Annotated in this window: 18 protein-coding genes; 8 read left to right on the forward strand and 10 right to left on the reverse strand. The window is 62.7% G+C overall.

Annotated elements, in window-relative coordinates:
• Positions 1-41: 41 nt before the first annotated feature.
• A complete protein-coding gene (locus tag CGK93_RS19950) occupies positions 42-1715 on the reverse strand; it encodes an FG-GAP-like repeat-containing protein (RefSeq protein WP_089596314.1) in 1674 nt (557 codons plus the stop codon).
• A gap of 497 nt (positions 1716-2212) precedes the next feature.
• On the opposite strand from CGK93_RS19950, the gene CGK93_RS19955 reads away from it, so the two are divergent.
• Positions 2213-2956, forward strand: a complete 744-nt coding sequence (locus CGK93_RS19955) for an SAM-dependent methyltransferase (RefSeq protein ID WP_232481421.1) — start codon at positions 2213-2215, stop codon at positions 2954-2956.
• Here CGK93_RS19955 and CGK93_RS19960 read toward each other — a convergent pair.
• The gene (locus CGK93_RS19960) at positions 2953-3990 is read right to left on the reverse strand and encodes an Lrp/AsnC family transcriptional regulator (RefSeq protein ID WP_198318278.1); all 1038 of its coding nucleotides are present in this window, start codon (positions 3988-3990) and stop codon (positions 2953-2955) included. The two genes, CGK93_RS19955 and CGK93_RS19960, sit on opposite strands and share 4 nt — an antisense overlap.
• Before the next feature lie 141 nt (positions 3991-4131).
• On the opposite strand from CGK93_RS19960, the gene CGK93_RS19965 reads away from it, so the two are divergent.
• Both CGK93_RS19965 and CGK93_RS19970 read left to right on the forward strand, forming a co-directional pair.
• Positions 4132-5349 carry a M20 metallopeptidase family protein gene (locus tag CGK93_RS19965; protein ID WP_089596317.1) on the forward strand — a complete coding sequence of 406 codons (1218 nt, stop codon included), beginning with the start codon at positions 4132-4134 and terminating at the stop codon, positions 5347-5349.
• 37 nt (positions 5350-5386) lie between these two features.
• Positions 5387-6679: an MFS transporter gene (locus CGK93_RS19970; protein ID WP_089596318.1), complete on the forward strand. Its 1293-nt coding sequence runs from the start codon at positions 5387-5389 to the stop codon at positions 6677-6679.
• Between the two features lie 71 nt (positions 6680-6750).
• Here the strand turns inward: CGK93_RS19970 and CGK93_RS19975 are convergent, their stop codons facing one another.
• Both CGK93_RS19975 and CGK93_RS19980 read right to left on the reverse strand, forming a co-directional pair.
• The gene (locus CGK93_RS19975) at positions 6751-8028 is read right to left on the reverse strand and encodes a CynX/NimT family MFS transporter (RefSeq protein ID WP_089596319.1); all 1278 of its coding nucleotides are present in this window, start codon (positions 8026-8028) and stop codon (positions 6751-6753) included.
• Positions 8029-8109: 81 nt separating this feature from the next.
• Entirely contained in the window at positions 8110-8676 is a 567-nt protein-coding gene (locus CGK93_RS19980) for a pyridoxamine 5'-phosphate oxidase family protein (RefSeq protein ID WP_089596320.1), read from the reverse strand.
• A gap of 154 nt (positions 8677-8830) precedes the next feature.
• Between CGK93_RS19980 and trmB the strand changes: the two genes are divergently transcribed.
• From trmB to CGK93_RS19995, 3 genes are read left to right on the forward strand one after another with little or no spacing between them, the layout of a single operon-like run.
• Positions 8831-9736 carry a tRNA (guanosine(46)-N7)-methyltransferase TrmB gene (gene trmB, locus CGK93_RS19985; RefSeq protein ID WP_089596321.1) on the forward strand — a complete coding sequence of 302 codons (906 nt, stop codon included), beginning with the start codon at positions 8831-8833 and terminating at the stop codon, positions 9734-9736.
• 24 nt (positions 9737-9760) lie between these two features.
• Positions 9761-10153 carry a hypothetical protein gene (locus tag CGK93_RS19990; RefSeq protein ID WP_089596322.1) on the forward strand — a complete coding sequence of 131 codons (393 nt, stop codon included), beginning with the start codon at positions 9761-9763 and terminating at the stop codon, positions 10151-10153.
• Positions 10153-10647 (forward strand): type II toxin-antitoxin system RatA family toxin, encoded by a 495-nt coding sequence (locus CGK93_RS19995; RefSeq protein ID WP_089596323.1) that lies wholly within the window; start codon positions 10153-10155, stop codon positions 10645-10647. Before CGK93_RS19990 ends, CGK93_RS19995 begins: the two co-directional genes overlap by 1 nt.
• A 3-nt stretch (positions 10648-10650) precedes the next feature.
• Here CGK93_RS19995 and CGK93_RS20000 read toward each other — a convergent pair whose 3' ends face one another.
• The 3 genes from CGK93_RS20000 to CGK93_RS20010 all read right to left on the reverse strand — a co-directional run bounded on the left by CGK93_RS20000 (position 10651) and on the right by CGK93_RS20010 (position 12944).
• Positions 10651-11319, reverse strand: coding sequence for a zf-HC2 domain-containing protein (locus tag CGK93_RS20000; RefSeq protein ID WP_089596324.1), 669 nt, complete (start codon positions 11317-11319; stop codon positions 10651-10653).
• Positions 11316-11813, reverse strand: a complete 498-nt coding sequence (locus CGK93_RS20005; protein WP_089596325.1) for a sigma-70 family RNA polymerase sigma factor — start codon at positions 11811-11813, stop codon at positions 11316-11318. The genes CGK93_RS20000 and CGK93_RS20005 overlap by 4 nt, the downstream gene beginning before the upstream one ends.
• 192 nt (positions 11814-12005) lie before the next feature.
• Complete coding sequence (locus CGK93_RS20010; RefSeq protein WP_089596326.1) at positions 12006-12944, reverse strand: type IV toxin-antitoxin system AbiEi family antitoxin domain-containing protein; 939 nt, start codon at positions 12942-12944, stop codon at positions 12006-12008.
• 207 nt (positions 12945-13151) lie between these two features.
• On the opposite strand from CGK93_RS20010, the gene CGK93_RS20015 reads away from it, so the two are divergent.
• Positions 13152-13367 carry a hypothetical protein gene (locus CGK93_RS20015; protein WP_089596327.1) on the forward strand — a complete coding sequence of 72 codons (216 nt, stop codon included), beginning with the start codon at positions 13152-13154 and terminating at the stop codon, positions 13365-13367.
• Positions 13368-13452: 85 nt separating this feature from the next.
• Here the strand turns inward: CGK93_RS20015 and CGK93_RS20020 are convergent, their stop codons facing one another.
• A complete protein-coding gene (locus CGK93_RS20020) occupies positions 13453-14301 on the reverse strand; it encodes a DMP19 family protein (protein WP_089596328.1) in 849 nt (282 codons plus the stop codon).
• Positions 14302-14466: 165 nt separating this feature from the next.
• Here CGK93_RS20020 and CGK93_RS20025 point away from each other — a divergent pair, with 165 nt between their 5' ends.
• Positions 14467-17919, forward strand: a complete 3453-nt coding sequence (locus CGK93_RS20025; protein WP_089596329.1) for a DEAD/DEAH box helicase — start codon at positions 14467-14469, stop codon at positions 17917-17919.
• Between the two features lie 8 nt (positions 17920-17927).
• Here CGK93_RS20025 and CGK93_RS20030 read toward each other — a convergent pair whose 3' ends face one another.
• Positions 17928-19100, reverse strand: a complete 1173-nt coding sequence (locus CGK93_RS20030) for an MFS transporter (protein WP_089596330.1) — start codon at positions 19098-19100, stop codon at positions 17928-17930.
• On the reverse strand, positions 19097-19759 hold the full coding sequence (locus CGK93_RS20035; RefSeq protein ID WP_089596331.1) for a GntR family transcriptional regulator: 663 nt from the start codon (positions 19757-19759) through the stop codon (positions 19097-19099). Before CGK93_RS20035 ends, CGK93_RS20030 begins: the two co-directional genes overlap by 4 nt.
• Between the last annotated feature and the right edge of the window lie 251 nt (positions 19760-20010).

The following is a 20010-nucleotide window of genomic DNA, read 5'->3' on the forward strand; positions in this document are numbered from 1 at the left end:
TGACCTGCCGCCGGGTTAGAACAACGTGAAACAGGGGTCGGCTATGCGATTGCCGTCATCACGTTCCAGCCAGCGCCCACCCTTAGCCCTGGCTGATAGCCTCCATGTTCTGTCCCCGGGTAGAGCCAGAAGTCGCCGGAGAAATCTCGCGCCAGAATGTCCGGAATGTCGTCGCCATCGAAGTCGCCCGGAGTCACGATGCTGGTCATCGCATTCCAGCCGGTGCCGACTTGCCGCCGAGGTACCCAACGGTTGGACAGATCGCGCTCGTAGAGCCACAAGTTTCCGGCGCTGTCGCGTGCAAGCACATCAGTACCGGGGTTCGCATTTCTCCCAGGTCCCATGATTGCCGTCATGTCATTCCAACCGGAACCGACCTTCGTACGCGATAACCACCCGCCCATGCCATTGCCCGGATAGAGCCACAGGTCGCCTGCGCCGTCGCGGGCCAAAATGTCCGAGTGCCCGTCATAATCAAAATCTCCCGGTGCGAACACTGCGGTCATGGCATTCCAGCCCACGCCAACCTTGCTGGGTGACCACCAATACGACTGTCCATCCCCTGGATACAGCCAAAGGTCTCCGGAGTTGTCCCGCGCCAGGACATCCGGCTTCAAGTCTCCATTGAAGTCACCGGGAGTAACAACCAAGTTCATGCCATTCCAGCCAGAGCCGGCTCGAGCCCGCGTAAGCCAACCCTTGTTGGCGTTGCCCGGATAGAGCCACAGTGCACCTCCCGAATCACGGGCCAGGATATCTGTGGCGAAATCGGAGTTGTAATCCTTGCGCACGTTGTCGAGGCGAGGCGCATTGACCACCACGATGTGCCCACCGCCGCTTGTTAGTCCATAGCCCTTACTACCATCCGGGGACATCATGAAGCTACTGACCATCCTGGGCATGGGGGTACTGGCCAGAACTTGAAGCGAAGGCAAAGCAAGGACCACAGCTTTGCTGCCCAACACGTAGAGCCTCTTACCGTCCGGACTCGTTTGGACGACCGGACGCCCCGGAGTGTCTATGCCCGGGTCTGCCGTGGCAATGGGCCTCGCTGTATTCTTCGCAACGTCAATTTCAGCCACGAAGTAGTCGCCCGCGACGTTCTCTCCGTTCACGACGCGCCCCGGATATTGATCCACGACGTACGCCCGCGAACTGTCTTTAGTGAATACAGGAGCGGATACAGGCGAGTTGGTCGGAATACTTGTAAGAACCGTGTCGGTGGAAATCGCCACGACTGAGATCCCGCCCGAAGGCTTGGGATAGAAGATCTTTGTACCATCGGCAGAGATGGAGCCTTGACCCAGTCCACCTTCGATTGGAAGCGTCTTGATCACTTTGTTGGTGACGGCGCTAATGACAGTGATGGTTTTATCCGCGTAATTCGATACGTAGACCTTGTCCCCGGACGGCGCAACAAGGACCTCGTTGGCACCAGCCCCGACCGGAACAACGGCCTTCACAACTCTTGCTGCGAGGTCGATAACGTGTACCGACCCGTTTTTTAGTGGCGAGTCATAGGGCCTTCCAGACAATGCATAAAGCACGCCCCCGTTTGCTGAGATGGCTACCTTCTGGGCTTCTTCAGCCAAAGGAATCCTGGCAGTGACCGTGTGCCGGACCGTGTCCACCACAGCGATGTCAGCCGTCTCGTAACTTGTAGGCAGATACGCAGTAGATCCGTTGGGCGACATCGCAAGGTCGAACGCGTTCATTACTTCAACGCTGCCTGACACCATGTCCGGTGGGACGTAGATATCTGCAAAGTACTGACGGCCATAGACGAAGGCCCTGGACCCGTCACGACTGAACTTTAATATGCTTGCATCCACTGCAAGGGTGTCTGGAGAATCCATTGAAGCCAAGGGGACTCCCCCTTTATCTTCGCGGGACTTTGACCCGCGGATTTCAGTGACGTCGCCATGTGAACTGATGAGCTGATCGTGGGCTGAATGGGATGCGCGTTAGCAACCCCACCGCCCACCAGCAAAAGCGCTGCTGCAGCTGTCAGCGCAGCGGGCACACGAACATTGCGTGGCAGGAACACCATGAATCCCCCAGTACGAGGCGCCATCAGAATGATTCGGGCGCAGAAGGTCACAGATTATCCGCCATCGCAGGCAAAAACCAGAGGGTGTCCACCTAGCGCTGGAGTTTGCCGAACCAGCAACAGGCATTGCCTTCTGTCAGCCCGTAGCGGCACGCTTGGCATATGACTGAAATGACGCACGACGGCGGTACTTCCCTGAGCGAACAGCCCGCCAGTGCGGGCACCCACCAGCACGGGCACCAGCATGAAGGAGCGCAGCAGCGCGGCCTGAACCTCCATGAGGACGCGGACAACGCCGTTGACATGTGGGATGGCATGTACCGGGAGCGGACCAAGGTCTGGAGCGGGAATCCCAACCCGCAACTGGTGGCCGAAGCCAAGGACCTGAAACCCGGCCGGGCCCTGGACCTCGGCTCCGGGGAAGGCGGTGACGCTATTTGGTTGGCCCAGCAAGGCTGGACCGTCACCGCGCTGGACGTGTCCGCCGTCGCGCTCGAACGGGCAGCTGCGCATGCAGCGGAAGCCGGCCAGGTTGAGCGCATCACCTGGCAGCAACAGGACCTCACAGAATGGGCGCCCCAACCGGAGTTCGACCTCGTCTCGGCGCAATTCCTGCACTCGCCCCTCCTGCCGTGGCGGGATTCCGTGGCATTGGCGGCAGCGGCAGTCGCGCCGGGTGGCACGTTGTTGATCGTGGGTCATCACCCACATGGGCTGCCGTCGTGGAGCCACCACCACGATTCCGGCATGTTCTTCACTCCGGAGCAGTTGGCGGGCGCCCTGAGGCTGGACCGCGAGCCGTGGTTCGTCAATGTCCTGACGGACCGCGAGCGCACGGTCTCCGGCCCCAACGGCGAGTCCGGCAGCACCCTGGACACCGTCTTGAGGGCTACCAAGCACGCTTAGATACCGTCAGGCAGCAGCTCCCCATAGGGCGGAACCACTTTGCCCGTGGCAGTCGAGTCCGGGTTCAGCATCCACCCGACCCGCTTTGCCGTGTTCAGCATGACCACGCTCTCCACGAGTTCGATGCCCGGGATGCGCTGCTGGATGGTGAGTTCCATTTCCATAACCTCGGCGAGCGAGCGCAGCCACATGATCATGGTGAAGTTGGTGCGGCCTGTGGTGGATGCGGAGAAGCGGATGTTCCGGATGGCCCGGAGTTCTGTGGCGGCGGCTTCGTGCTCGCCTGCCGGAACGTTGGCAAACCACTGGACCGTGATGGGGAACCCTGAGAACTGCTGGGCTATTTCGCAACGGAAGGACAGCATTCGGCTGTTCAGGACCCGCCCCAGTTGCCGTTGGACCGTGGCGGGATTGCGGCCCAGAGCGCGGGCGATGTCTGCTGCTGTTGCACGACCGTCGCGCGCGAGGAACGGGATGAGCGCCAAATGGCTTTCGGGGAGCGGGACCACGATGGTGTCCGGCGCTGACGGGTTGGCCGATTCGGGTCCGGCGAGCGCCCGGAGTGCCTGCTGCTCTGCCTTGGTGAGGACGTTGAGCCGCCACGCGTAGCCGCTGGTGTGGATCCGTGTGCACAGTGCCGTGTGGTACTTGGTGAGACCACGGATTTCCTTGAGCCTGGGCAGCAGCTGAGTGCTGAACTGCTCCAGGTCCTGGGTGATGACTGTCAGCGTGAGATCGCGGTTGCTGGCGGCTTCCTCCACCGTGATGACTTCGGGAAGCTTGGCGACCGCAGAGGTCACCTCCGGCCTCAGGTGCATTTCGCAATCGATATCCACCATGGCCAGGCACATGTCCTTGGGATCACCCATCAGGTGCGCCGTGGTCCAGGATGCCCCTGCGGATTTCAACCGCTCCCATCGTGACGCCAGCGTCGTGGCGTGAACGCCCAGGACTTCACCGGCGTCGGACCAGCTGATCCGGGGCGAGATCTGCAAGGCGTTGATCAGTCGTAGATCTTCTTCACTGAGGTCCATGAGCCAATTCTCTCCTAAGCCTGCATTTTTTCTGGAAAATTCATGGCAAATGTGCATATTTCCAGATGTTTTGTGCCATGTGAAGCAGGTCACCCCAGAATGGCTTAAGGAACACGTCACCGAGATCGACCAGGAGAACAGATGACCATCGCCGCAGACGCCAAGGAACTGCAGGAGGACATCGTCCGCCTCCGCCACGACCTCCATCGCGAACCGGAAATCGGCCTGCAGCTCCCCCGGACCCAGGAAAAGGTTCTCAAGGCGCTGGACGGGCTCCCGTACGAGATCACCGTTGGCAAGGAAACGACGTCGGTCACAGCGGTTCTGCGCGGCGGTGCGGCTCACGCTTCGGCCGAGAAGCCCGTGGTGTTGCTGCGCGCCGACATGGATGGACTTCCTGTACAAGAAACCACGGGCGTGGACTACGCCTCCCGTATAGAGGGTGCGATGCACGCCTGCGGCCACGACCTCCACACCTCCATGCTGGCCGGCGCTGCCACCCTGCTTGCCGAACGCCGCGACCAGCTGGCCGGCGACGTCATCCTCATGTTCCAGCCGGGCGAGGAAGGCTTCGACGGTGCCAGCTACATGATCAAGGAAGGCGTCCTGGATGCCGCAGGCCGCCGAGCCGACACCGCCTATGGGATGCACGTGTTCTCCTCGCTGGAACCCCACGGCCAATTCGTCACCAAGCCCGGCGTCATGCTCAGTTCCTCCGACGGCCTTGTTGTCACGGTGCTGGGCGCGGGTGGCCACGGCTCCGCACCCTATTCGGCTAAGGATCCCGTCACGGCCGCTGCCGAAATGGTCACTGCCCTGCAGGTCATGGTCACCCGGCAGTTCAACATGTTCGATCCCGTAGTCCTGACCGTCGGTGTGCTCCACGCAGGAACCAAGCGCAACGTGATCCCCGAGACCGCCCGCATCGAAGCCACCATCCGAACCTTCTCAGAGGAGTCCCGGCGGAAGATGATGGAAGCAGTACCCAGGCTTCTCCATGGCATCGCAGCAGCCCACGGTTTGGAGGCGGACGTGCACTACCAGGAGGAGTATCCCCTCACCATCAACGATGAGGATGAGACCACCACGGCGGAGAAGGTCATCGCCGGAATGTTTGGCGAGTCCCGGCATACCCGCATGGCCACGCCGCTGAGCGGTTCCGAGGACTTCTCCCGCGTCCTTGCCGAAGTCCCCGGCACCTTCGTGGGACTCAGTGCTGTTGCCCCCGGCGCCGACCACACGACGTCGCCGTTCAACCACTCGCCGTACGCAATGTTCGACGACGGCGTCCTCACCGATGGTGCAGCGCTGTATGCCGAACTCGCGGTATCCCGCATCGCCGCCCTCGCCGGCAACTAAGCCCCACCTCCCAGCCCGCCCCATCTTGGAGAATCCCATGACCACCACCGCAGGAACGTCCCCCGACGTCACGGTCCACAAATCCCACGCGCGGACGCTCGTTGGAACCGGCATCGGCAACGCCGTTGAATGGTACGACTGGGCGATCTACGCGACGTTCTCACCATTCATCGCCAGCGCCTTGTTCAGCCAGGCCGACCCCACGTCAGCCGTGCTGTCCACCTTGGCGATCTTCGCCGTCGGGTTTGTGGCCCGTCCGTTTGGCGGTTTCGTGTTCGGTTGGATCGGCGACAGGATCGGGCGCAAGACGTCCATGACCGTGGCTGTGGCACTGGGCGCGGTGGGCAGCCTCCTCATTGGCGTCGCGCCGACGTTCGCCGCCGTCGGCGCCTTCGCATCGGTAATGCTCCTGATCGCACGGCTCATCCAGGGCCTTGCGCACGGCGGTGAGTTGCCGTCGTCGCAAACGTACTTGTCCGAGATGGCACCCAAGGAACACCGCGGATTCTGGGCGACCCTTATCTACACCTCGGGCACCGCCGGGATCCTGGCCGGAACGCTGCTGGGGGCCATCCTGACCAACGTGCTGAGCAAGGAAGACATGAGCGCTTGGGGTTGGCGGATCCCCTTCCTCATCGGTGGAGTCCTGGGCATCTACGCCCTCTTCATGCGGGCCAAGATGAAGGAAACCGAGGCCTTCGAGGCAGAGTCCACCGATGAGAAGCGTCTGCCCATCTGGCCGCAGATCGTGAAGTACCGCAAGCAGGCGCTGCAGGTGATCGGCCTGACAGTTGGCCTCACCGTTGTTTACTACATCTGGGGCGTCGTGGCTCCGAGCTACGCAGCAACCTCCCTGAAGATGGACCGTGGCGAAGCCCTCTGGGCCGGCGTGGTGGCCAACGTGGTGTTCATTGCGGCGCTGCCGTTCTGGGGGAAGCTCTCCGACCGCATCGGCCGCAAGCCCGTGCTCATCGTCTCCGCCGCCGGCGCCGCCCTCCTGCACTTCCCCATGACATGGCTGCTCAAGGATTCGCCGTGGCAGCTGGCCGTGTCCATGTCCGTGATGCTGTTCTTCATCGCCGGCAGCGCTGCCATTGTCCCGGCCGTCTACGCCGAGCTGTTCCCGACGCACATCCGCACTATCGGCGTCGGAGTTCCGTACTCCATCTGCGTGGCCGTGTTCGGCGGTACGGCCCCGTATCTGCAGACCTGGCTGGGTACCATCGGCCAAGCCCAGCTGTTCAACGTTTACGCGGTGATCCTGCTCCTGGTGGGCATCGCGTTCGCCTTCTCCATCCCGGAGACCAAGGGCAAGGACCTGACCGTCTAAGTCTTCCCAACTGGGTGACAGCACGTGTTCCAATGAGCCCTCATTGCGACGTGTGCTGTCACCTACTTGGGTTAAACGAAGCGGTCGCGGCCTGCCCGGTAACCAAAGAACGCAGCCAGGGATCCGACCACCAGGAACAGTATTCCGGCTGCTGCGAACCCACCCGTGGCCTGGTGCAGATGTCCTACCAACAGGGTGCCAACTGAACCTACTCCGTAGCCAACTCCCTGCATCATCCCGGACAGGTGCGCGGCGGTATGGGCGTCACGGGTGCGGACCATGATCATGGTGAGGGCCACCGCGGTGAGCGATCCTTGGCCCAGCCCGTTCAACCCCGTCCAGACCCAGATGAGTTCGGTGGGGCCGAAGATCGTGAGCGCGAACCCACCGCCCGTCATCAAAGCCACCACCATGTTGATGATCCGCTGGTCCTTGAAACGTGTGGCCAACGCCGGGGCAAACAGTGAGCCCAGCATCTGCAGCACGATCGACACCGAGACGATCAGACCCGCCGTGCTGCCGTCTATCCCCCGATCGCGCAGGATGGGCGCCATCCAGGCGAACACACTGAACGACATCATCGCCTGCAGCACCATAAACATCGTGACCTGCCAGGCTACGGCTGAGCGCCACACGTTCACGCCACCGTGGACTGCCTGGTGCTTTACCGCCGGCTGGCGGATTGCCACCGGCAGGAAGAGCAGAAGTACGACGGCGGCAGGCACCGCCCAGAACCACAGCGCCGAGGTCCAGTGGCCGGTTGCCGTAAACACCGGATACGTGAAGCCCGCGCCAAGGGCAGCCGAAGCGCAGATCGCAGTGGTGTACAGGCCGCCCATCAGGCCCAGACGGTGCGGGAAATCCCGTTTGACGACGCCCGGAAGGAGGACGTTGCAGAGCGCTATTGCGGCACCGCAGGCAGCTGTTCCGGCCAGAAGTGCGGGCAAGTGGCCCATGCCCGGGAACTCCACAGGCCGCAGGAGCAAGCCTGCCGTCAGTACTGCCATGGCTCCGAGAAGCACCCGTTCCGCGCCGAATCTCCGGGCGAGGATGGGTGCCAGGGGTGCGAAGACGCCCAGCAAGGTGACCGGCACGGTGGTGAGGACCACCAGCGACCAGCCCGGCAGGCCGGCGTCGGACGTGATCTCCGGGAGAACGGCTGAGAAGCTGGAGAAGACGGTGCGGAGGTTGAGCCCGATCAACACGAGGCAGATGGCCAGGTACACGAGGCCCCGCTTGCCACGGAGTTGCGTGGGATCCGCTGGTGGTTCCTCGCCGATCTCGGCGTCCGCTGCGAGGTCGGACAGGACTGATTTCTCTGGGTAGCCGGGCGTCGTCGAGGAGGTCACACGTCCTATTCTGTCAGCCGGGTTGAACCAGGTGCTTGGTGGGCAGGATGTGACCGGCTTTGACAGGGGTTTCCCTTGCCGTCAAGGAACGATCTCCTGACCGCTCCACACACCGGCTTTGGGGGTGAACCTCCAGCGCCTGTGCGTACTCCCTGAAAGGTCGAGCCAATCCACGTCTGCCATTTCAATTGCCATCCAGGCAAAACGGTCAAACGCCATTTCACCCACAACCGGCCCCCCATCGGACTCCGAGGAACCCGGGAGGGGCGTGCCCGGAACACTGCCCGAGGCATAGAGATGACGGCCGCCCGGGCTTACCCGGTCCCAGGCACGGCTTCGCTCGTCAGCGTCATCAATGAAGGACGCAGTACCTCTGATGCGCAACTGCACCCCACGGTTGTCGTCGTACATCGTCAGAGCAACAGAGGGTACCCGTTCAATCTCAGCGACCTTCTCGGAGAAAGCGTTGGTGGCAACCATGATCTGTCCCGTCACGCGATCGAAGGCACGGAGAATGACGGCACGGATCCTCGGTCCTCCGTCCAGCCCAAGGCTCCCAAGGAAACCCAGAGTGAACGGGGTGCGCCCTGCGGTGGCATCTGCCAAGGACGTAAAGACCTCTTCAAGTTTCTCTTCGCTTGCAACCATTCCCCTATTCTCGCGTCGCCGGCCAATTGCATCAACGAAACGTCTCCCCTCCTGAGAAGGAGCAAAGGCACGTCTCGTTCAGGCAAGCGGACCACCCGGTGCCCTGGCTCTCGCCGGGAGAACACACAGCCCCAACCAAAGTATTCTGGAAGCGATGAGTGAAACCCCAGATTCCCCGCGACCCGTCACGCCCGGCACCCAGGCCTCCTTCGGTACCTATGGCGGCCGTCCGGTCAGCTTTGTGCGCCGTGGCACCCGTCTGCAGGGCCGCCGGCAGACAGCGTGGGAAGAGCACGCTGAGCGCTGGGCCATCCAGGTTCCACGGCACGTCGCCAACACCTCCGTCCACCCGGACTACACCTTCGACGCCGAGGCCGTGTTTGGGCGCAAGGCACCCCTGATCGTGGAGATCGGTTCGGGTTTGGGCGACGCCGTGGTGCACGCGGCCGAGCAAAACCCGGACAAGGACTTCCTGGCCGTCGAGGTCTACACACCCGGTTTGGCGAACACCATCATCAAGATCAACAGCCGTGGCCTGACCAACGTGCGTGTGGTGGAAGCCAACGCCCCCGAGGTCCTCGAGTCGATGCTCCCGGAGGGCTCGGTCAACGAGCTTTGGGTGTTCTTCCCGGATCCGTGGCACAAAGCCCGGCATCACAAACGCCGGCTCATCCAGCCCGCGTTCGCTTCGGTCGCCGCAAAGGCCCTCGAAAAGGGTGGCTACTGGCGCATCGCTACGGACTGGTCCAACTACGCAGTGCACGTCCGCGAAGTGCTGGCAGATTCCACGGAATTCGAGAACATGCACGAAGGCGAGCGCAGCGGCGAGGAGAGCCCGCTGACGCAAGTGTGGCAGTCCGGCGTCGAGTCTGTTGTGGGCGGCGCACCGGTAAGGGAAGGCCGCGCGCCGGTCAGCACCGAGCACACTGGTCCGAACGAGGGCGTGGATGAAGAAGGGGGCTGGGCTCCCCGGTTCGACGGCCGCATCCGGACCAGCTTTGAGAACAAAGCCCACGAGGCCGGGCGCATGATCTTCGACCTCACCTACCGCAAGATCTAGCCGAAGGACCTTTGGGGGGGAACCATGAGCTATCAGCCACCGATCGACTACTACCAGCAACCCCAACGGACCGGTAACCGCGGCCTTGCCGCCGGGATCACCAGCATCATCGCAGCCGTGCTCTCGCCGATCGCAGCCGTGGTCAGCGTCCCCTTGGGCATCGCAGCCGTCGCATCCGCCATGAGCCGTTACAACGAGGGCAACGATGCCTGGTGGTTTGGTGCGCTTGTCCTGGCGGGGATTGCGGTGGTGCTGGCGATCGTTGCTGTGGTGAGCGGGCTGATCGCCGTCTTCCGGGCCGGCCGCATGAACGCCGGACGCATCACGGGCATCATCGGTTTGGCCATCATGGCGATCAACATCTTTGGCATTGTCTTCATGGTGTTCCTGGTGCTCGGTTCAGGTCAGGGGTTTTAATGCCGCAGGTGCGCGCCGAACGATTCATCCGCTTGGATCCGGAGACCGCCTTCGCTCTCTCCCAGACCACAGGCGCATTCCGACTCACATGGGACCCGTTCATCTCCTCCCAAGCTTTTCTGGACGGAGCTACGGCAGCCGGTAAAGGTGTGCGGACACGGACCGTCTCCCGTATGGGCCTGAAAATGGTCAGCGAATACGTCTCCTACACGCCACCCCGCAACGTGGGCATGAGCATGGTTTCGGGGCCGTGGTTCTTTGAAAACTTCGGCGGTGGTTGGCGGTTCACGCCCGACGACGGCGGCACCCGGGCGGTCTGGAAGTACACCTTTTCGTGCCGGCCGGCTCTGGTGAAGCCGTTGGCCGAGAGGCTGGGCGGCTGGCTGCTGGGCAGGGAAATCGAGCGGCGGATCGAGGCATTTGCCAAGGCCTGCGAGAACCCTGCGCTGGTGGCCGAACTGCGGGCGCAGAGTACCGATGGCGTGGAGAAATAGCGGCTACGGAACGGAGATGGAGGCCACCGTTTTCTCGGCTTCATCGCGAAGCTCAACCCCAGCGATGCCAGCCAACTGCACCGGAGTGGCCCCGGTGATCTTGATCCGGCCGCTCTGAGTGGCCGTCCATCCGCAGGTGCGTTCTTCGGCGCCGTCCCGGCCCTTTACCCACAAATACAGAGTGCCTTCCAGCGGCATCGAGCGGCCCTCCACAGCGAGCTCAGTGCCCCAGTTCTTTTTCACCATGCCCACTGTCAACTGCAAACCGTTGTCCGACTGCACCGAGTAGCTTGCGTCCGGTTTCGGGGGCTGGTTCAGCAGAGGTCCGGCGAGGAAGCCAACTGCAAGACAAGCAGCGGCAACCGCGCCCACCACAGCCGCCCACCGCCGTCGTGATTTCCGCCGACGGACCGACAGATCCACCAGGACTTTTTCAGGAAGCGCCTCAGGTTCCAACGGTGAGAGCGTCTCCGCTCCCCCAGCGACCGTGAGCGCGACAGCGTCAGCCCGGGGAACGGCGTCGAGCAGTGCGGGCAGGCTTTCAAGCTCCTCCAGCTCACGGCGACACTCAGCGCAGGTGGCGAGGTGGTCCTCAAACGTGCGGGCTTCGTCGGCCTCGAGTCCACCCAGAAGGTAGGCGCCCAGTAACTGGTGGACGGAGTTGCCGGTCATCGTTCCACCCCCATTTCGTCAAGGATTGTTCGGAGGGCTTTCACAGCGTAGAAAGCCCGGGACTTCACGGTTCCCGCCGGGATGTTCAGCTGCAATGCTGCCTCGCTGACGGTGAACCGCTGGTAATGCAGGGCCACCAAAACCTGCCGGTGTTCGTGGCTGAGCCGGAGCAACGCTTCCTCCATGAGCACCCTGTTCAGGAGCTCGTCCACGCGTTCGGTGGCCGCGTGGTCCGGGAGGTCCTGTTCACCGGCTTCAGTAGGGCGCCGCTGCGCCTTCCTGTAGTTGTCGATAATGACGTTGCGGGCTGTCCGGAAGAGGTAGCTGCGAAGGCTTCCCGTGATCTGAGGGGCATGTTGCCACACCTTGAGGATGGTTTCCTGCACGACGTCGTCGGCTTGGTGGGCGTCAGAGGTGCAGCTGAGAACGAAGCGTTTCAGAGCCGTGCCATGGTCGCGGTAGATCGCTGCCACTACGTCCTCGTCCAACGGCATGGCCACCTCCCTCACTGTTGTCCTCCGCCCCTTCGCCTATACGACGACGCGCGCAGGTAAATGGTTCAGCCTTGTGAACCATTCTTCCTCCAGCTACTGGGGTGTTGCGCCGAGATCGCGGGAAGCCTGCGATGTCGCCGAAAGGTTCCATGCGAACAGGCAGGGTTCGCGCGAACTCGCGAGCCGGCCGCATCACCCGAGCGCACGAAGGACGCGCTCCTTGAAGGCACGCTCTTTGAAAAGGTCCTTCCATTCGATCCGGATAAACCGCCAGCCCTCCTCGACGAGTGCCTTCTCCCGCCGTCGTTCTTGAAAGATGACCTCGTCTGTCGGATTGAAGTCGAAATACTTCGTTCGACCATCGAACTCCAGCGCCAGTTTTTCCTCTTCCCAAGCAAAGTCCATGCGATGACGACCCAACCGGGACTGCACCTCGAATTGTGGCTGCGGAGGCTTGATGCGCAACCTCTGCATCAACTCACGGGTCAGTGTCTCGCCGGCAGACTCGGACCGCGGATCCGCGTTGGCCAAGGCCTTGCGGAGCGTGCGGACACCCCGCTTTCCGGAGGAGGCTGCTGCCAGATCTTCAAGTGCGTCGATGTCGGCGCCTACGCGTAATCCGTGGTCCATGATCACCAGGGCTTTCGGATAGCTAAGCATTCTGGCGCAGTCGAATATGGTGCGGTCCAGCGTAGTCGCCCGCAAACCCTGAACCGGCACAATATCGTCCTCAGTGAAGGTTTCCGTGTGTCCCCGAACATCCTTGCCCCAGCGGTCCGAGGATGGCCTGGCACAGTGCAGGACATGAATCTTGTCGTCCACGCCCCATACGAACAGGCCGTGGAGCCGTGCCGCAGACAAATGGCTGTAGGTGAAACCGCCTGTCGACGTGGTCAGTGTTCCGTGGGCATGGGCCATGATTCGCTCACGGGCCTGCCTCCCAGGACCAAGCTGGTTCCATTTTTCGGCCCTGATATAGCAGCCATATCTCAGGCGATGCAGTTCTCCTATGTCCACCAGCGCCTTGATTTTTCGACTGTTGAGACCGAAACGGAGTAACTCGTCGGTTCTCCACATGTATCCGCTTGGAGGAAGCGGGGGGACGATGCGCTGACGTGATGTTGGTTCCATCGGCTTAGCATGGCAACGATCAGGGAGCCGTAGGAGGGCATTTTTCCTCTATGTGGATACCCGGGCGTCGAGGCCCCGGAAACGGTGTGAGTACGCCGGAAGTTTGCCCACGCCGCCGCAGCTTTGGGGCGAATTTGGGGGCCTAAACCCCAAGCCAGGCCGAGGTATGGGTCCGCTAGACTGCAGGCTACTCACTGGGGAGAGAACATGACACAGGACATCAGCAGCAAAAAGACGCCGACCTTGACGTTCCTGGGGGTGCAGGAAATCGCGTGGACTCTGGGGCTGATTGCCATGATCATCAACGCGACAGAGCGGGGCCTGGACTGGATCTGGGTGGGCCTGCTTGTCTGCTGGCAAGCGTCCATCATCTGGGGCTTCATCAAGTTCCGGCAAGCCAGCAACGCAACGCCCAAGGCTTAGAGCACCGAATTCGCCGGAATCACTGCGAGGTCGCTGGAACGCTACAGCAAACCCGCAGCGTTCCGGCGACCTCGGCGGTAAAGGCTTAGGCGTCGGCGAATTCCTCGGACTCTTCAAACTCTACGGCGGCGATGATTTCCTTGGTCTCCGGGTGGATCATGAAGGCCTCGTCGTCGTCCTCGATCATGAGGTAGTCGCCGTGGTCGGTGGAGAAGTGCCAGGCGAGGGTCTTGACGCCGTCGTGCTCGTAGTTGGGATCGCCCATGGTGATCTTTTCCAGGGCGTAGCCGGCTACATCGCACAGTTCGCGGATGATGACCTCGAACTCCGGGGCGTTGGCGAGGGCTTCTTCGTCAGCTTCGGCCTGGCGTTCGGCGAGGTCCGGAATCAGTGCGACGCGCTCGGCGATGTGCGCTTCGATTTCTTCGTCGGTCAGGACCAGCAGTTCGGACTGGTCGCGGAGGTAGGCCGCGTTGAGGTCGATGATGTCCTCTTCCTCGAGCAACGCTTCAAACTCGCCGTCGAGCTCGTCCAAGGTAACCACCGAGGAAGGCGGCGTTTCGGACTCGTCCAGTTCGCCGTCGAGGTAGGCCTCTGCTTCGTCCTCGGTGAGTGCATCGAACGTGGCCGCCGTGCGGTTGAAGAGGTCCAGGTGGCGGGTGGCGCCCATGCCTTCGAGGCCTGCGCGGACGTAAGCATCCACTTCCTCGCGTTCCGGTGCGGTGAAGACGTACTGGGCGAATCCGCCGGACAGTGCCTGGGTCAGGTAGAAGTCCACAAAGAAGCTGTTGAGCGCAGCGGGTGCGATTTCGTCGCTGTTGAGGAGCTCCTGGTACATCTGGTTCACGACGTTGACGTTGGAATCCACTACATCCGCGTTGCCGGCTTCGAAGCTGGTCTTGTTCAGGACGACGGGGTACTCGTTGGTAGTCATGGGAAATCCTCACTGCTGAAAGCTGATGGTGCTCCGGACACTTTCAACGTACGCGTGGGAGCGGCGCGGCAATCGAGGAAGAGGTTAACGGAGGGCGAAGTTTGGGAGCCGTTTTCTGCTGACTAAGATTGAGCAGATAACCTCCTGCCGAAAGTAGCCCGACGCATGCCGTCCCACACAGACGAAACCTGGGAACTGGCCATACAGACTCCTGCCATTAACGACCGCTCCCTGGCGGCCGGACTGGCCTATGCCATGGGCAGCCGCGTCAGCGGGATTACTTTCGACGCGGCCACGGGCCTTCTGATGGGCAAGGTCCGCGGGACCGGTCCGCAGCCGTATTCGACGTCGGCAAAACTGGTTCGCAAGCCAAGCGGCTGGAGCTGCACGGTAGGGATCTGCAGTTGCCCGGTCCGCAAGGACTGCAAGCACGTGGCCGCGCTGCTCTTCACTGCGGAAGACCACCCCACCATCCGGGCCCAGCTCCTCTCGCAGGCACCCGGAATTCAAACCTCAAGGGTTGGCTCGGGCCAGCAGGGCGGCAGCGCCCGTCCGGCGTGGGAACAAGCCCTCAACAGGCTGATCACGAAGCCAGGCACTGCTCCGAGCGCGGCAGGCATCCAGCTCGCCCTCCAGTTCGAGGTGGAAGAGCCCGCCGCCCACTTCTCCTACACAGGCCGCCGCGACCCCATGCGCAGCGTCCGCCAACTCAAGGCCCGTCCTGTGATGATGGGCGCCAAGGGCAAATGGATCCGCGGCGACGTCTCCTGGAACAACCTTAGTTATGTGAGCTTCCGGCGGGAATTCAACGAGGTCCACGTCGAATGGCTTCAGACCTTCCTCGCCGCCCACGGTTCCAGCAACGGCCGCCAGCAACCGTCGGGGGCCATGTGGCTGAGCCTGAACGACTTCGCTGCCAAGAACCTCTGGACCCTCCTCGCCGACGCCACCAAAGCCGGCATCCCCCTCATCCACTCCGCTGGGAGCGAGCCCGTCAGCGTCGAGACGCAACCCGCCGTCGTCGGACTAAGTTTGGCGCGTCTGGACGCCGCCCAGGACGCCACAACGGAAGCGCACGACGGCGGCCTGCAACTGGCACCGTCAGTCACCGTGGCCGGGGAGCCGGTTGACGCCGCCTCGGTGGGCTTCCTGGGCAAGCCGGCAAACGGAATCTTCTTCACGCATTCCGGGGACATCCTGCCCGGGGTGCCGCAGCAAAAGAACCTGATCACCCTGGCCCCGATCGAGGGTGGCATCACTGACGAGCTCCTGGAATTCGTCATGGACGGCCAAACGCTTCAGATTCCTGCCGAGGATGAGAGCCGCTTCCTGACGTCGTTCTATCCGAAGTTGCGGCAATCCACGCCGGTACAGGCCGCCGACGAATCGGTGGAGCTGCCCACTCTGGCTGTTCCCACGTTGTCCCTGCTGGCCAATTACGGCAACGATCACAAGGTCCGGCTGCACTGGGAGTGGCATTACAAGTCCGGCACCCTGGTCACCGCCCAACCCTTGTGGCGGCATCCTGACGACCGTGGCTACAGGGACGACCCCGAAGAAGCCCGCATCCTTGAGTCGCTTGGCCGGCCGTGGGATGTGGTTTCGGCGTTGGCCGAGTCCGCCACGGGCGGTTGGGGCGCTCCGCGGCTCGCGGCGTCAACGGAACTGGGCGGCTTGGACACACTGGCGTTCACCGAAGAGGTCCTCCCGGCCCTGAGGGAATTGCCAGACGTCGTGGTGGAAACCTCCGGCGACATCGCCGATTACCGTGAAGCTGCCGAAGCTCCCGTTGTGTCCATCTCCACCAAGGAAACGGCCAGCGGCGACTGGTTCGACCTCGGCATCGTCATCACGCTTGAGGGCGAACCCGTCTCCTTTGCCGCAGTGTTCTCAGCCCTCGCGGCCGGGATGAGCCGCATGCTGCTGCCCAGCGGAGCCTACTTCTCCCTGGACCTGCCGGAACTGCACCAGCTGCGGGCGCTGATCGACGAAGCCCGATCCCTGCAGGACAACCCGGACAACAAGGACGGCACCCTGCAGATCAGCCGCTTCCAGGCCGGGCTCTGGGACGAGCTCGCCCAGCTCGGGATTGTGGACGAGCAAGCCGCCGCGTGGCGTGAGGCCGTGGGCGGATTGCTCGACGACGGCGTGACCGGGCTGCCGCTGCCGGCAGGCCTCAACGCTGAGCTGCGTCCGTATCAGCTGGAAGGATTCAACTGGCTCAGCTTCCTGTACAAGCACAGCTTGGGCGGGGTTCTGGCCGATGACATGGGCCTGGGCAAGACCGTGCAGGCCATCGCGCTGATTTGTGCAGCCAAGGACTTGGCCGCGGAGACTGCTGCCGCCGCCCAGGGTGACTCTGTTGAGGTGACTCCGCGGGCTCCCTTCCTGGTGGTTGCCCCTACGAGTGTCGTGAGCAACTGGGCGCTGGAAGCGCAGCGGTTCGCTCCCGGGCTCGTGGTGCGCACTGTCGGTGAAACTTTCGCCAAGAGCGGCCTGTCACCGGCGGACGCGTTGGCGGGTGCCGACGTCGTTATTACCTCCTATGCCCTCTTCCGCATTGATTACGACGCCTATGCATCGTTCCATTGGGCCGGGCTCATGCTGGACGAGGCGCAGTTCGTCAAGAACCACCAGTCCAAGGCGTACCAGTGCGCGCGGAAGCTGCCGGCCAGGTTCAAGCTGGCCATCACAGGCACCCCGCTGGAGAACAACCTGATGGAGTTCTGGGCGCTGACGTCGATTGTTGCGCCGGGACTGTTCCCGAGCCCCAAACGGTTCGCCGAGAACTATCAAAAGCCGGTGGAAAAGAACGGCGACTCGGCGCAGCTGGGCAAGCTCCGGCGTCGTGTGCGTCCGCTGATGATGCGCCGCACCAAAGAGCAGGTCATCAAGGACCTGCCACCCAAGCAGGAGCAGATCCTGGAGGTCGTGCTGAACCCGCGGCACCAGAAGGTTTACCAGACGCACCTGCAGCGTGAGCGACAGAAGATCCTGGGTCTGATCGATGACGTGAACAAGAACCGCTTCACCATCTTCCAGTCGTTGACTTTGCTGCGGCAGCTGAGCCTGGATGCGTCGTTGGTGGATTCGTCATTGTCCGGCGTCCGCTCCTCGAAGCTCGATGTGTTGTTCGAGCAGTTGGAGGACGTCATCTCCGAGGGCCACCGGACGCTGATTTTCAGCCAGTTCACCGGGTTCCTGGGGAAGGTCCGCGAGCGCCTGGACGAAGAGGGCGTGGAGTACTGCTACCTCGACGGCAGCACCCGGAACCGCGGCGACGTGGTCAGCGAGTTCAAGAACGGTGCCGCACCGGTGTTCCTGATCTCGCTGAAGGCTGGTGGCTTTGGGCTCAACCTGACGGAAGCCGACTACGTGTTCCTGCTGGATCCGTGGTGGAACCCGGCGTCCGAAGCCCAGGCCGTGGACCGCACGCACCGTATTGGGCAGGCCCGGAACGTCATGGTCTACCGACTGGTCGCGAAGGACACCATCGAGGAGAAAGTCATGGCGTTGAAGGCCAAGAAGTCACAGCTGTTCGCAGACGTGATGGAAGGTGACGCCTTGGCCGGAGGCTCATTGACGGCGGACGACCTGGCGGCGCTGTTCGCGGAGTGATCTCCCAGTCAGTCGTCCAGCCGCACACCGCGCAGCAACAGCATGGTCCCGCCCACAGCAACCGCGGAGGCCAGGAACACGCCCGCCGCCCCAAGCCCTACCGCCACCACACCGATGACGCTGGGCAGGACCACTTGGCCCACCCTGTTTCCGGCAAGCCTCAAGGCCAGCGCCCGCCCGCGTTGGCCTTCCGGCGCTTGGGCCGAGAGCCAGGACATCGTCAGGGGTTGGCCAATTCCCAGCCCGAGGCCGAGGAATGCCATGACCACAAACAGCAGCCACTCGGGCATCGGAACGGCGGCCACAGCCAGGGCCCCCGTGGAGATGGCCAGGCTCAGGATCAGCAACTTCATGCGTCCCAGCTTGCGGGACACGCTGCCCAGACCCAGCCGGGAAACCATGGAGAACACCGCTCGGACGGTCAGCATCAGGCCCACCGTGGCCGCCGTGAGGCCGCGTTCGGCGCCGAGTGCCGGCAAGTAGACAACAGTCAGGTCCACTACGGCCAGCACGGTGGCGCTGGTTGCCAACGCGCGGATCACGCCGGGAGTCCTGAGGAGTGCGGCCGCGCTGCCCTTGGGACCGCCCTTGGCCGTGCGCCTGCCTCGGCTGACCTTCGAAGAAATCACGAACGTGGTCAGGAACATCACCAAGCTCATGGCAGTCGCGAGGAGGAAGATCGCCTGCGTGTTCGGGCGAACGGCAGCACCGCCCACCACGGAAATGGCCAATGGTCCCAAGGCCTGGCCCAAGGACGCGGCGAAGGTCAGGTACCCGAAAGCAGAGTCCAGCCGCGAGGAAGCCGCGTTGTTCGCGACCACCGCTTGCTGCCCCACCACACAGGCCAACTGCCCGGCACCCAGAAGCGCGGTTCCCGCTACAAGCGCAGGGACTGACGTCCCCCAGAACAACAGAAAAGCGGAACAACCCAGTACGACGGCGGCCCCGATCGCCATGAGCCGACGCTCACCGAGGCGGTCCACCAGTCCGCCGATGGGCAGGGCGAGCAGCAGGGGAAACACAGCGTAGCTCGCGGCGAGAAGTCCCAACGCGAACCCCGGAACATCCAATTCGAGCGCGCGGTACGTGGTGGCCGGACGGACCAGGAACGTGACGGCCTGGATGAGCGTCGAGTGGATCAGCAGCGCCGTGGAGGAACGCCTTCCAAGTTCGCCGATCATTCGACCACGAGGCCGGAGCTGGAGATGACCCGCAAGGTCTCATCCCGGGCGCCGATGACATGATCGAAGGCGACCTTGGCTGCCTTCTCCGCATCCTTTGAAGCTATCGCTTCGACCAAGAGCCGGTGATTGGCGAGTGCTTCATCGCGGCGTTCGGGGGCGTTGTTGGTGAAGTATCGGTAGCGCTCAACCTGGCTGGCGATCTGTTCATGGAAGCGCTGGGCCCAGGAGTTCCCAGCGATCCTGGCGATCGCAGCATGCAGGGCAACCCCGTACTTCATGGCCTCGTCGGCGAACTCCACCATGGCAGCATTGCGTGCCAGTATCCCGCGGAGTTCTTCCAGGTCCGCGGCGGTGGCGTTGGCGCAGGCCTCCCGTGCCATCAGGGACTCCAACGCTGCGCGAACATCGTACAGCTCGGAAATCACCTTCTCATCCAGCGCGGGAACCAGGACTCCTCCGGTGGATTGCTGCTCCAGCAGGCTCTCGGAAATCAGGCGTCGGATGGCTTCGCGAAGGGGCGTGCGACTGACGTGCAAGGCAGTGGCCATGGCAGGTTCGTAGATGCGCTCACCCGGCTTCAGCTCGAGGCTAAGGATCCGGCGCTTCAACTCGCCGTAGACAAGGTGCGCCCCCGTGTTTCGTGGTTGTTCTGCCATGCGTGCCGCCTCAAGAGAAGTGTACTTGTATACATCTATACAACCATGACCCAGAGGAGGGCAAAGTTGTTACACCTGTGACCACTTCTGATTGACCACGAACGAGCCTGTTCGAGTGCCTTGTTGCGCCCCCAAGAGCCTCATAGTCTCGGCTTTGCCCGGCCTTCCCGGAAACCGGGCAGCACCCGATGAAACCCCGACGATGAGGTCCACCCATGGCGTTTTCCGCGCGAAGAATCCGAAGGCCAGTG

Source organism: Arthrobacter sp. YN (genome assembly GCF_002224285.1).
In the GTDB taxonomy this organism is placed as follows: domain Bacteria; phylum Actinomycetota; class Actinomycetes; order Actinomycetales; family Micrococcaceae; genus Arthrobacter.